The organism is Cypionkella sp. TWP1-2-1b2 (assembly GCF_049896245.1).
In the GTDB taxonomy this organism is placed as follows: domain Bacteria; phylum Pseudomonadota; class Alphaproteobacteria; order Rhodobacterales; family Rhodobacteraceae; genus Cypionkella.
The window spans coordinates 78,065-91,077 of sequence record NZ_JAFCTX010000005.1; the positions used below are offsets into that span (position 1 = coordinate 78,065).

The 13,013-nt window shown below is 60.0% G+C and carries 12 protein-coding genes; 3 read left to right on the top strand and 9 right to left on the bottom strand.

Annotated features, from left to right (window positions below):
• The first annotated feature begins 52 nt into the window (after positions 1-52).
• Complete coding sequence (locus ACP7AP_RS04500; protein ID WP_426032652.1) at positions 53-2,386, top strand: Tex family protein; 2,334 nt, start codon at positions 53-55, stop codon at positions 2,384-2,386.
• On the opposite strand, the gene ACP7AP_RS04505 is transcribed toward ACP7AP_RS04500, so the two are convergent.
• Positions 2,383-3,582, bottom strand: coding sequence for a UbiH/UbiF family hydroxylase (locus tag ACP7AP_RS04505; RefSeq protein ID WP_426032654.1), 1,200 nt, complete (start codon positions 3,580-3,582; stop codon positions 2,383-2,385). The genes ACP7AP_RS04500 and ACP7AP_RS04505 overlap by 4 nt on opposite strands.
• Positions 3,583-3,654: 72 nt before the next feature.
• Positions 3,655-4,296 (bottom strand): pyrimidine 5'-nucleotidase, encoded by a 642-nt coding sequence (locus ACP7AP_RS04510; protein ID WP_426032656.1) that lies wholly within the window; start codon positions 4,294-4,296, stop codon positions 3,655-3,657.
• Positions 4,297-4,388: 92 nt separating this feature from the next.
• On the opposite strand from ACP7AP_RS04510, the gene ACP7AP_RS04515 reads away from it, so the two are divergent.
• Positions 4,389-5,024: a GntR family transcriptional regulator gene (locus ACP7AP_RS04515; RefSeq protein WP_426032658.1), complete on the top strand. Its 636-nt coding sequence runs from the start codon at positions 4,389-4,391 to the stop codon at positions 5,022-5,024.
• A gap of 18 nt (positions 5,025-5,042) precedes the next feature.
• Here ACP7AP_RS04515 and ACP7AP_RS04520 read toward each other — a convergent pair whose 3' ends face one another.
• Positions 5,043-6,917: a glycosyltransferase family 2 protein gene (locus ACP7AP_RS04520; protein ID WP_426032660.1), complete on the bottom strand. Its 1,875-nt coding sequence runs from the start codon at positions 6,915-6,917 to the stop codon at positions 5,043-5,045.
• A 76-nt stretch (positions 6,918-6,993) separates the two neighbouring features.
• Positions 6,994-8,154, bottom strand: coding sequence for a glutamine-hydrolyzing carbamoyl-phosphate synthase small subunit (gene carA, locus ACP7AP_RS04525; RefSeq protein WP_426032662.1), 1,161 nt, complete (start codon positions 8,152-8,154; stop codon positions 6,994-6,996).
• 174 nt (positions 8,155-8,328) lie between these two features.
• Here carA and ACP7AP_RS04530 point away from each other — a divergent pair, with 174 nt between their 5' ends.
• Entirely contained in the window at positions 8,329-8,781 is a 453-nt protein-coding gene (locus tag ACP7AP_RS04530) for a GatB/YqeY domain-containing protein (RefSeq protein ID WP_426032664.1), read from the top strand.
• Positions 8,782-8,788: 7 nt separating this feature from the next.
• On the opposite strand, the gene ACP7AP_RS04535 is transcribed toward ACP7AP_RS04530, so the two are convergent.
• From ACP7AP_RS04535 to lipB, 5 genes are all read right to left on the bottom strand, one after another.
• Positions 8,789-9,169: a VOC family protein gene (locus ACP7AP_RS04535; RefSeq protein ID WP_426032666.1), complete on the bottom strand. Its 381-nt coding sequence runs from the start codon at positions 9,167-9,169 to the stop codon at positions 8,789-8,791.
• Between the two features lie 39 nt (positions 9,170-9,208).
• A complete protein-coding gene (locus ACP7AP_RS04540; protein ID WP_426032668.1) occupies positions 9,209-9,697 on the bottom strand; it encodes a DUF2244 domain-containing protein in 489 nt (162 codons plus the stop codon).
• Positions 9,698-10,258: a hypothetical protein gene (locus tag ACP7AP_RS04545; protein WP_426032670.1), complete on the bottom strand. Its 561-nt coding sequence runs from the start codon at positions 10,256-10,258 to the stop codon at positions 9,698-9,700.
• Between the two features lie 86 nt (positions 10,259-10,344).
• Positions 10,345-12,015, bottom strand: a complete 1,671-nt coding sequence (gene ctaD / locus ACP7AP_RS04550; RefSeq protein WP_426032672.1) for a cytochrome c oxidase subunit I — start codon at positions 12,013-12,015, stop codon at positions 10,345-10,347.
• A 229-nt stretch (positions 12,016-12,244) separates the two neighbouring features.
• A complete protein-coding gene (gene lipB, locus ACP7AP_RS04555; protein ID WP_426032673.1) occupies positions 12,245-13,000 on the bottom strand; it encodes a lipoyl(octanoyl) transferase LipB in 756 nt (251 codons plus the stop codon).
• Between the last annotated feature and the right edge of the window lie 13 nt (positions 13,001-13,013).

Genomic DNA, 13,013 nt, shown 5'->3' on the forward strand with positions numbered 1-13,013 from the left:
GCCCCAGCGCATTGCGGCTGTATGGTCGGCCTTCCAAGTGAAGGACCAAGCTATGACCCCCGAAGCAGCCCGCCGTATCCCCCTTGTTATTGCAGCAGAAATTGGCGCGACTGCGGAGCAGGTGATCTCTGCGATCACGCTCTTGGACGAAGGATCGACGGTGCCGTTCATCGCGCGTTATCGCAAAGAGGTGACGGGTGGCCTGGACGACACGCAACTGCGCAATTTGGCGGAACGGCTGGTCTATTTGCGCGAGTTTGAAGCGCGCAGGGCGGCGATTCTGGGTTCGATTTCTGATCAAGGCAAGCTGACCGATGCACTTTCGGGCGCGCTGGCGAAAGCTACAACCAAGGCAGAGTTGGAAGATATCTACCTGCCCTACAAACCGAAGCGCCGCACGCGGGCGATGATTGCGCGGGAAAATGGGCTGGCACCACTGGCCGAGGCTGTTCTGGCCGACCGGGCGGCGGACCCTGCGGTTTTGGCGAAGGATTTCGTGACCGAAGCAGTCGCGGATGTGAAAGCTGCCTTGGAGGGCGTGCGTGATATTATCGCCGAAGGGCTTTCCGAGGATGCAGCGCTTTTGGGTCGGCTGCGCGGCCATATGAAGCAGGTCGGGCGGCTGAACGCCAAAGGTGTTGCGGGCAAAGAGACCGAGGGTGCGAAGTTTTCCGACTATTTCGCCCATAACGAGGCTTGGGCGGGCGCGCCAAGCCACCGTGTACTGGCGATGCTGCGCGGGCAGAACGAAGGTTTTCTGACGGTTGATCTGGAGATTGACCCCGATGCACCGAAAGGCGACAGCCCGGCAGAGCGCGCCTGTGCCGCGGCATTGAACGTCTCGGGGCGCGGTTTGGGCGATGCTTGGCTGCGGGAAGCTGCGGCTTGGGGTTGGCGGGTCAAGTTGAAAACCTCGCTGACGCTGGATTTGATGAGCGAGTTGCGTGAGCGCGCCGAAGCCGAGGCGATTGCGGTTTTTGCGCGCAATTTGAAAGACTTGCTACTGGCGGCTCCGGCAGGCGGCAAGGCCACCATGGGGCTTGATCCGGGGATACGTACCGGCGTGAAGGTCGCTGTGGTCGATGGTACGGGAAAGGTTCTAGCGACCGATACCGTCTATCCGTTCCAGCCGAAAAACGATCTGCGCGGCGCGCAGGCGGCGATTGCGCAGGCGATTGTCAAGCACGGGGTGAAGCTGATCTCCATCGGCAACGGCACGGCGAGCCGCGAGACCGAGAAAATGGTGGCTGATCTGTTGTCGCTGTTGCCCCAATCTGACAAATTGGGGGCGGAAAAGCCGATGAAAGTCATCGTGTCCGAGGCGGGGGCTTCGGTTTATTCGGCGTCAGAGTTGGCAGCGAAAGAATTTCCGGGGCTGGACGTGTCTTTGCGCGGGGCGGTTTCCATCGCGCGCCGACTGCAAGATCCACTGGCAGAATTGGTTAAGATTGAACCGAAAGCCATTGGTGTCGGCCAGTATCAGCATGATGTCGATCAGCACCGCTTGGGCCGCAGCCTGGAGGCCGTGGTGGAAGATGCGGTGAACGCGGTTGGCGTCGATTTGAACACCGCCTCGGCGCATCTTCTGGCACGGATTTCCGGCGTAGGGCCGGGGTTGGCCGAAGCGATTGTCAGCCATCGCGACGCCAATGGGCCGTTCCAAACCCGTCGCGAGTTGCTGAAAGTAGCACGGTTGGGACCAAAGGCGTTTGAACAGGCGGCAGGGTTCTTGCGAATCTCGGGCGGAAAGGAACCGCTGGACGCAAGTTCGGTTCACCCGGAAGCCTATGATGTGGCTCGGAAAATCATCGCGGCTTGCGGGCGGGATATTCGCGCGCTGATGGCGGATGCCTCGGCGTTGAAGGGCCTTGATCCGGGCCGCTTCGTCGATGCGAAGTTTGGTCTTCCAACAGTGAAAGACATTCTCGCCGAATTGGAAAAGCCCGGTCGCGACCCGCGCCCCAGCTTCAAAACTGCGACCTTTGCCGACGGCATTGAGGACATCAAAGACCTCAAACCCGGCATGATGCTGGAAGGCACCGTCACCAATGTCGCGGCATTTGGCGCTTTTGTGGACATCGGCGTGCATCAGGATGGCTTGGTGCATGTCAGCCAGTTGGCGGATAAATTCGTCAAAGACCCGCATGAAGTGGTTAAGGCGGGCGATGTGGTCAAGGTGCGGGTGGTTGAGGTGGATGTGGCGCGCAAGCGCATTGGCCTGACGATGAAATCCGACAGCGGCGAGGCGCGCGAGCAGGTGCGGGAACGTCAGCAATATCGTGCGCCACAGCCGCAGCGGGGCAAGCCGCTGCCAACGTTGGCAGGGTCATCGGGCGGCAGCAGTGCCTTCGCCGATGCGTTGAAGGGCAAATTCAACAGCCGTTAACGCAGGCCCAACCCGGCTTTCATCAGCGTTTTGCGCACTGGGGCTATGGAATATAACGCATTCAGCGCACCTGCGCGCAGATCGCGCAGAAATTGGCCTTCGATCATCGCGGCACGGTTCAGCGCATCAATGCCCGTCACCCGCGCCTGTATGTCAAAATGACGGCGGCGGTGGTAGGTATCCAGCATCTTGGTACTGCCGAGATTGGCAGGATCGGCCTGCGCCAACTCCAGCAGCACGGCCAGATCAGCAAGGCTCATGTTCAGCCCCTGCGCGCCGATCGGGGGCACGACATGTGCGGCTTCGGCCATCAGGGCAACCCGCTCACCCGCCATCCTTGCGGCGATTTGGCTGATGATCGGCCAGACCGAACGCCGCGCGGCGAGGGTCAGCGGGCCGAGAATTTGGCAGGACCGCGCATTGATCGCGGCCTCGAAATCTGGAACAGGCAGGGCGGCGAGGCGCTGCACTTCCGGTCCGGTTTCCATCCAGACCACGGCAGAGCAGGGCAAGCCATTGCGGTCGGGCAGCGGCACGAGGGTGAAGGGGCCGCCAGAGCGGTGAATTTCGGTTGAGACGTTATCATGCGGGATGGGGTGGGTGACGGCAAAGGCCAGCGCTTTTTGGCCATAACGCGTGGTTTTGATGGGAATACCAAGCGCTTCGCGCATGGTAGAGGCCCGACCGTCTGCGGCAATCACCAGTTTTGCGCTGACTTTGCGGCTATCAGACAGCGTCACCAAAGCCTCAGATTCGCGGGTCAGCAGGGTGGTCGTCGCGATGCCGGGCAAGAAGCTGACATTGGGCAGATCGGCCAACCGGGCGACCATCTCACGCCGCAGCAGCCAGTTTGGCAGGTTCCAGCCGAAGGGGGCATCGGAAAGGTCAGCGGCGTTGAAGTCTTTGATAACGCGGGGTTCTATGATCTCGCCACCCGCATCAATGATGCGCATGATCTGCAGGGGGGCGGCGAAGGGTTCCAGCAGTGCCCACAGACCTGCGGCCTGCAACACGGGAACCGACGGCTGCAAAAACGCGGTGGTGCGCAGGTCTGCGCCATCGGCCTCGGCACCTGTTACGGGGGGGCTGGGGTCGGCGCAAACGACCGAAAAACCAGCGCTGCCAAAGGCGGCGGCGGCGGCGAGGCCCGCGATGCCACCGCCAGAGATCAGGATATCGGTGGAAATGCGTGTCATTTCGGCTCCTTTACCACCTAATTTAGTGAGATCGCGGCGGAAAGCGAGGCGACAAAGCGTCTCGGCTCAAGCCTAGACCAGTGCGGCAAGAAAACCTGCCAGATCATCGGTGTGATGTTGAATATGCAGCGCTTTCATGGCTTTAGGCGCGACATGCACGGTTTTCATCCCCATCTGATGTGGAGCCATCAGGTTGCGCGGATCATCTTCAAACATCGCGGCCGTTGCGGGATCAAGGCCGTCTTGCGTAAAGATCGTCTCGAAGGCGGCACGTTCAGGTTTGGGGCGAAAACCCGCGTGTTCCACACCGTAAACCGCATCAAACAGGCCCGACAATCCGCGCGCTTCCAACACGCGATGGGCATAGGGCGCGCAGGCATTGGTGTAGACAATGCGACGGCCAGGCAGGGCGCGGATTTGGGCAGCAAGGTTAGGATCAGCGGGAAGCACCGTGAAATCAATATCATGCACATCAGCCAAGTATGGCGCAGGGTCGATGTCATGCTCGCGCATCAGGCCAGCAAGCGTCGTGCCGTAACTGTCCCAATAGTGCTGACGCAAGCGGTCCGCCTCGGTCTTGCCAACGCCTAGGGCGCTCATCACCCAAGCCGTCATCCGCAGCTCGATCTGATCGAACAGCCGGAACTGCGGCGGATATAGCGTATTGTCCAGATCGAAGACCCAAGACGTGACATGTTGAAACTGTTTTTTCATCCAGCAGGGATAGCCTGAAGCTTTCAGCGCAGCAATCGCTTGATCCTGCGGCGTGGGCGTTTAGTGTCGCCCGACAAGGAGGAGCCCACGCCGTGCAGAAGGACGCTTACACATTAATTCTCGACTCGATCGAGGCCGGGATTCACAAACCGGGAGATCGGTTGGTCGAATCGGAGTTGGCCGAGCGGCTGGGGGTGTCGCGCACTCCGGTGCGTGAGGCGTTGCAACGTCTTGAAACCCAAGGCATGTTGACGCGGGATGGCCGCAGTTTGATTGTGGCCTCGCTGGATCACAACCAGTTGGCGGAACTTTACGTCGTGCGCACCGAATTGGAAGGTCTGGCGGCGCGGTTGGCGGCGCGGCATGCCTCGGATGAGGAAATCCGGGTGCTGCGCGACATGGTCGAGGAGGATCGCGCGCTGCTGGGCGGTGACCCCCGTGCGCTTAGCCGGGCCAACAAGCGGTTTCACCGGCTGATTCACCTTGCCAGCCACAATCGCTTTCTGGTGCAGCAATTGGATTTGGTACACCGCTCGATGGCGCTGATGGCGACGACAACTTTTGCGGCTGCCGGTCGTGATGAAGTGGCTCTGGCCGAGCATGATCGGATCGTCCACGCCATTGAAGCCCATGATGGTGAGGCAGCCTATTTGGCGCTGAAATCGCATATCTCGAAGGCATTCGAGACAAGGTTGCGGGTTGATTCGGGCGAATTGAAAACCAGATAGACGTTTATAACCAATCTGTTACAGGTCGAAATGGCCGTGGCTGGTTTTATCCCAGTAAAACGGTTTGGTCATCAACTCCCAGAGTGCCTTGTAGGCGGCGAGGGTCGCCAGCGGATGATACAGCGTCAGTGTCAGTGCCCACAGCGGGTTCAGCCCGTGCTTGGTGCGACGCATCCCGGCGATGTCAAAAATGATCGACAATGCGGCGGTTGCCATCATGGCAAAGTAGATCACCCCGAAAGCTGTGGCACCGATTGCGGCGGGCAGCGGGTGCTGAAACCCGAGCGGGATCAACCACAGCGACCACAGCAAAGGCGCCAGAAGGGTTTGCAGGACCGAGCCCAAGAACTGCACCTGAAATCCGATGAAGCAACGCGGCCCGAGTTGCTGCCACAACAGGCGCGGGTCGCGCATATGGGTGATCCAGGTCATCGTATAGCCCTTGATCCAGCGCGAGCGTTGTTTGACCCAAGGGAAAGAGCGGCAGTTGGCTTCTTCAAACGTCGTGGTGTCGATCAACTCGGTGCGGTAGCCGTGGCGGAACAGACGCATGCCCAGATCGGCATCTTCGGTGACATTTTGCGCATCCCAGCCGCCGAGTTGTTCCAAGGCTTTGCGGCGAAAGAACAAAGTGGTGCCACCCAAGGGAATCGCCATGCCCATCCGCGCGATTCCCAGCAGGAACATGCGGAACCACGAGGCGTATTCGATGGTGAAACAGCGCGCCAGCCAGTTGCTGCGCGGGTTGTAATAGTCAAGCTGGCCCTGCAGGCAGACCACTTCGGGGCCGCGTTGGTGAAAACGCTCAACGATTTTGTGGATTTGATCAGGTTCGGGCGCGTCTTCGGCGTCATAAATCCCGACGATGGAGCCGCGACAATGATCCAGTGCGTAGTTCAGCGCCCTCGGTTTGGTTTTGACGCTGCCATCTGGCACCACGATCACCCGCATCCAGCCCGGCAAATCACTGGTGTTCAGCGCGTTGCGGGTCATCAGGTCTTCCTGTTCGACCACCAGCAGAATATCCAGCAACTCGCGCGGATATTCCAGCCGGTCCAGCCTTGCCGTCAGTTTTGCGGCGATGTTGCTTTCGCGGTAAAGCGCCACCATCACCGAAACCACGGGCAGGTGCGCGATCACGGCGGGGTTGCACGACTCTGATGCGGGCCGGTGCATCAGGATCAGAGCGATCAGCTTCATGATATTGGCAGAAAACAGGGCAGTCAACGCGACGGCAAACACCGCGACCAGTGTCGCAACAGGTTGAAATAGAGCCAAAATTGCAATGATGCTCGCCAGCATGGCTGCGGGGCGCTGCAAAGTGGTGCTGTGATAGGCGCGGCAGCTTTCCAAAGCGGGCACGCGGGTTTCCGAAGCATTGGCAAGTCGCGCGCCGTGCTGTGCCAATAGCGCGGATTCAATCTGCATCATCGGGGCGACGGCCATGGCCACGGGGCCAAAGCTGTCTTCCAGCCAAGCGCGGTGGCGGCGGAAAAGATCGGGATAGGCGGTGACGATCACCGTGGCTTGCCCAACCTTGCGCCACGGCAGCAAGCCTGACCGCAACGCTGTGACATGGTTAAGTTGCGCTGTCAGTCGCGGGTCGGGGGGCAGGGCCATCAAATCGACGCGGCCGACGCCCCAGTGCTGCGCGATGCAGTCATACAGCGCCTCGGGCGGCACGGCGCGACGTGCCAGCAACATATCGGCCAGATGCCGGCGGCGGTGACTATGCTGGGCGAGCACTTGCAGCATGACATGCGGCTGCACCAGCCCGTTTTGTATCAACCTGGCCGCCAAGGTTTGTAGCGTGGGCCGCGGCAACACCACCGGGTTCGGCGCAGCAATGCCGGGCAGGAAGCGGTGGATCGGGCGCAGCGGGGTGACGGACATCATTCCTCCGGGCAACCCGCAAAGATTGCACCGGAAGGATTAATGCTTGATTAACGGCGTCGGGAAACTTGCCACTTTAAGCCGTGCGGCGGGCGCGAATGGCTTCGGCAAATCGCTCAAACAGATAATAGCTGTCTTGCGGGCCGGGCGAGGCCTCGGGGTGGTATTGCACCGAGAAGATCGGCTTGCCATCCACCGCGATGCCGCAATTCGAGCCGTCAAACAGCGACACATGGGTTTCCGACACGCCTTTCGGCAGGGTCTGGCTATCTACCGTGAAGCCGTGGTTCATCGAGGTGATCTCAACCTTGCCGGTGGTCAGGTCTTTCACCGGATGGTTGGCACCGTGGTGGCCGTGGTTCATCTTGACGGTGATCGCTCCCAAAGCCAGCGCAAGCATCTGATGCCCCAAGCAAATCCCGAACAGCGGCAGATCGCGGGCCAACACACCCTGAATCATCGGCACGGCATATTTTCCCGTTGCCGCCGGATCACCGGGGCCATTCGACAGAAACACGCCTTCGGGGTTCAGCGCCAGCACGTCTTCAGCCGTGGCGGTGGCAGGCAGCACGGTGACTTCGCAGCCCGCCGAGGCTAGACAACGCAGGATGTTGCGCTTGGCACCGTAGTCGATTGCAACCACGCGCAGCCCCGCGACCTGACGCTTGGTATAGCCGTCCGGCCAAGCCCACAGTTGTTCGTCCCAGCGGTAAGACTGCGTACAGGACACGTCTTTCGCCAGATCAAGCCCGACCAGACCCTTCCAAGCCCGGGCTTTTGCAACCAGCGCGCCGATGTCAAACTTACCCTCGGGATCATGCGCCAAAGCCACATGCGGCGCGCCCTGTTGGCGGATGGCGCGGGTCAGACGGCGGGTGTCGATGCCTCCGATCCCAATGCGGCCCTTTTGCAGCAGCCAGTCTTGCAGATCAGCGGTCGAGCGCCAGTTCGACGGCTCGGTCGGGTCCCATTTCACCACCATCCCGGCGGCAAAAGGCGTGGCCGTCTCGTCATCCTCGACGTTCACGCCAGTGTTGCCGATATGCGGGAAGGTGAAGGTGACGACCTGACTTGCATAAGACGGGTCAGTCATGATTTCCTGATAGCCGGTCATCGCAGTGTTGAACACCAGTTCCGCCACGGTTTCCCCCACCGCGCCAAAGCCGTGGCCATAGAACACCGAGCCATCGGACAGCGCGATACAGGCGGTGGGGCGAGATTCGGAGGAGGTGGACATGACGGCGGCTCCCAGCAGCAAAATCTGGCGGACACTAGTGGCAGGGGCTTGCAGGGTCAAGGGTTTGACGCAAAAGGATTCTACCGCAAGATCAAGGACTTGTGGTTTTGACCTGCGGTTGCGCCAAATCGGGTGGCGGTGTATGGTCGGCCAAAGTTTCAAGGAGTGCGGAAGATGGAGTTGCGGGAGCGTCTGCAAGCGGCAGTCAAAGAGGCGATGAAGGCGAAACAGGCGGAACGGCTTTCAACGCTGCGGATGGTGTCGTCAGCGATCAAAGACCGCGAAATTGCCGCGCGTGGTGAAGCGACAGAGGTCGGCGAGAACGACATTCTGACCCTGCTGGGCAAGATGGTGAAGCAACGTCAGGAATCCGCCAAGGCCTTTGCCGCTGGCGGCAGGCCCGAATTGGAAGCCAAAGAGCTGAACGAAATCAAAGTGCTGAATGAGTTCCTGCCGCAACAAGTGACGGGCGCTGATCTGGAGGCAGTTATTGCCGCAGCCGTGGCCGAAGCGGGGGCCACCAGCATCAAGGACATGGGCCGGGTGATGGCCGTGCTGAAAGCCAAGTATACCGGGATGATGGATTTTGGCGCGGTTGGCGCGTTGATCAAGGCGCAGCTGGGCTAGGGCAGACTCAGCCGACCGGGGTGCAAATCTCAATCAGCGTGCCTTCGGGCGCGCGGACATAGGCCAGCGTCTGCCCCCAAGGCATTTCGGTGATCGGCTTGACCAGCACAGCCCCGGCAGCGGTGGCGCGATCCAGCGCTGCGCTGACATCATCCGTCTCAAACGCCAATTCGTAAGACGGCTTGGCGGGCGGCTCGGTGGCGACATCCTTGCCGATGGTGGCCATCAGCGCGTGCGATGAGAAAGCGAGTTTGGTTGCCCCGGTGATCAACTCGCCATAATCGCCGCCTTCGTGCAGAAAGCCGATGTCAAAGCCAAAGGCGGCTTGGTATAATTTCAGCGTCTCGGGCACCGAAGCGACGTAGAGAATGGTGTAGCGGTAGATCATGGCCTGCCCCTTCCATGCGTGGCTGCGAGTGTGCCGCGCTTAGCGCAGGGCGGCAAGGCGTTTGCGCAGATCAACCTCCAGCGCCACGCGGTCTTCGGGTTGCAGAAACGCCCCGAGTTCCACCTCGCGCCCGTTGCCCGTCAGGGTCAGGTAATCGGGCACCGGGCCTTTGGTTTTGTGTAAGGTGACGCGGACCCAATGCGGATTGGCTTGCCAATCTTGACGTTTGCCGCGCGGACCGTGGCGGGTGAGGTTGATCTGCGTAGCGGTAAGGGTCAGGTCTTCGAGGATCTCGCCGTCTTTGTAGCTGCGATTGAGCGCCCACCAGATGCCCCCGATGGCGGCAAGCAGGAAGGGCAGCAAGCCCCACAGGACGGGAGAGCCGATCAGCACCAGCAGGGGCAGGGCGATCAGCGCCGCCGTGGAGCCTACAAACCACACCATGCCGCGCCGGGGCAGCGAGCGGTAGGGCCACAGATGCAGGCGCTGGGTGTCATCGCCGGAAGGGGGAAGCCATTCGTAGGGCATTTATGTTTTTCGTCGCACGAGGGTTTGGGTCAGTCGGATCACAGCTTGGACAAATGCAATGACCGCCAACAAAAGCAATAGCCCAATGCCGATGTTGCGAAGGATCTCGATGCTTGATGTGATGGCTGGCAGCCAGCGGATAAATTGAGAATGATCTATGCTTCCGCTGTTCAGCGCCATCACTAACGCGGGTTGTAACACGAACGGAGTGCAGCTGAGGTAATAGGCGCCAAAAGCCACAGGCAACAGTCGCGGCGGCAGCCCTCGCCCGAATGCGGTCACTGTCACCAGAATCGGAGTGAGGAAGAAGAACTGAAAGCCCAGTTTCTGCAAAGCTACCGCATGGGAAACACTCGCTTGGATGGCGCGTCGGGCTGCGCTTTGTGTGGTAGCGGTGAGAACCTCTAGCCCGGTTGCTTTCATCCATTGCCCTACTCCCAAGAGAATGATGCCAATCATGATGCTGATAAGCGGAACTGCATGCTTGGTTTTGCGCCTGAGGATCAGCCAAAGCGCTACGGGCAGCACAAGCCAAGCGACAAGAAAAATGGCGAGGGTCATTGATGTGTTCCAAACGGTGGTTTGCACCCACCCTACATTTAAAAAGCCCCGCATCGCTGCGGGGCTTTTTCATCTCTAACCGAAGCTTAGTGGCCGCGGTTGTGGTCCCAGTCGCTTTGCTTGGGAAGCTGCTCGAACGTGTGTTCGGGCGGCGGGCAGGGCAGGGTCCATTCCAAAGTGTCGGCGTATTCGTTCCAGTAGTTGTTCTGGGTGATCTTCTTGCCCCAGAGCAGCGAATAGAACATCACGCCGATGAAGAACACGAACGACGCGAAAGACAGGAACGCCCCCATCGACGAGACATAGTTCCAGAAGGCGTAAGCCTCGGGGTAGTCGATGTAGCGGCGCGGCATGCCTTGACGACCGAGGAAGTGCTGCGGGAAGAAGGTGACATTCGATCCGATGAACATCATGGCAAAGTGCAGCTTGCCTGCCCATTCCGGATATTCACGCCCCGACATCTTGCCGAACCAGAAGTAAATCCCGGCAAAGATGCCGAACACAGCACCCAGAGACATCACGTAGTGGAAGTGGGCGATGACGTAATAGGTGTCGTGATAGGCGCGGTCTACCGGGGCTTGGCTTAGCACGATGCCAGTCACGCCGCCGACAGTGAACAGGAACAAGAAGCCAAACGCCCAGAGCATCGGGGTTTTCAGCTCGATCGAGCCGCCCCACATCGTGGCGATCCAAGAGAAGATCTTGATGCCAGTTGGCACCGCGATCACCATTGTGGCCAGCATAAAGTAGCTTTGCTGGTTCAGCGACATGCCCACCGTATACATGTGGTGCGCCCAGACCACGAAGCCCAGCACGCCAATCGCGACCATGGCGTAAACCATCGGCAGGTAGCCGAAGATTGGTTTGCGCGAGAAGGTCGAGATCACCTGGCTGACGATGCCGAAGGCCGGGATCACGATGATATAGACTTCCGGGTGGCCAAAGAACCACAGGATATGCTGATACAGGATCGGGTCACCGCCGCCAGCAGGGTCGAAGAAGGTGGTGCCGAAGTTACGGTCGGTCAGCAGCATGGTGATCGCACCCGCCAGAACCGGCAGCGCCAGCAGGATCAGCCATGCGGTCACGAAGATCGACCAGCCAAACAACGGCACTTTATGCAGGGTCATCCCCGGTGTGCGCATGTTCAGGAACGTGGTGATCATGTTGATCGCGCCCAAAATCGACGAGGCACCAGAGAGGTGGACTGCGAAGATCGCAAGGTCCATCGAGTAGCCGCTTTCGCGCGTGGACAGCGGCGGGTAGAGCACCCAGCCGACGCCTGCGCCCAACTGGTCCTCACCACCCGGAGCAAACAAGGAGGCGACAGCCAGCGAGGTGCCAGCCACATACATCCAGTAAGACAGGTTGTTCATCCGCGGGAACGCCATATCTGGCGCACCGATTTGCAGCGGCATGAAGTAGTTGCCAAAGCCGCCGAACAGCGCCGGGATCACCACGAAGAACATCATCAAGATGCCGTGCGCGGTGACGGTTGCGTTCCATACATGGCCGTTGGGGGTGCATTCGCGCGAAGCATCCGCGACAAAACGCATCCCCTCCATGCACATATACTGCACACCCGGCTCCATCAGTTCGAGCCGCATGTAGACCGTGAAGATCACCGAAATCAGGCCAACAAGGCCCGAGGTGAACAGATAGAGGATTCCGATATCCTTATGGTTCGTCGACATGAACCAGCGGGTAAAAAAGCTGCGTTGCTCATGGTCGTGGCCATGGATGGCTGCGTCGGCCATTGGCGTCTCCCGTTGTCAATGTGTTCTTGCCCGTGCATGGGAAGCCCACACCGGATTATAAGATGTATCTAGATCGCAGGCCGGGGCAGGGCAATGTCAGAGTTTGATCTGCGTCAATTTTTCCTGATCTGGCGCGGGGATGCGACAGGGTTTGCTTGAAAAATGCGCCGGAAAACAACTGAGTGTTTCAGGGGGTATCTTCATCACACGGAGTAGTCCCGTGCACAGATCACGGAAAGAATCGCGGAAAAGTCTTCAGCAGGGCGGCATCCAGATCGGCCATGCTCACTGGCAGGCCAAGATCCACCAGGCTGGTGACGCCATGATCGCGGATGCCGCAGGGCACGATGCCAGCGAAATGCGACAGGTCGGGCTCGACATTGATCGAGATGCCATGAAACGACACCCAGCGCCGCAACTTCACGCCGATGGCCGCAATCTTATCTTCGCGCGGGGTTCCATCCGGGTTGGCAGGAAGGTCAGGGCGCACCACCCAAACGCCAACCCGGCCCGAGCGCCGTTCGCCCTTTACGTTGAACTCGTCCAGCGTCGCGATCACCCAGTTTTCCAATGCACAGACGAATTGGCGCACATCGCGGCCACGCTGGTTCAGATCCAGCATGGTGTAGGCGACGCGCTGACCGGGGCCGTGATAGGTGTATTGGCCGCCACGCCCGGCCTGAAACACTGGGAAACGCGCGGGGTCGGTCAGGTCGGCAAGTTTGGCCGAGGTACCTGCGGTGTAAAGCGGCGGATGTTCAAGCAGCCAAACCGCCTCAGGTGCCTCGCCTGCGGCAATCGCCGCCGCACGGGCTTCCATCGCAGCCAAGGTCTCTAAGTAGGGCGCAAGCCCCGAAAGATGCTGCCATTGCACGGGATTCATCGGCGCGCTCCTTATCCGTTGCGACACATCTGGCGCGGGCAGAGCCGAAACGCAACCGCGCTGGCCCGTGTGGATCAAACCATGCAGAATCCCCCTTTTCATCGCGCCATTGTGC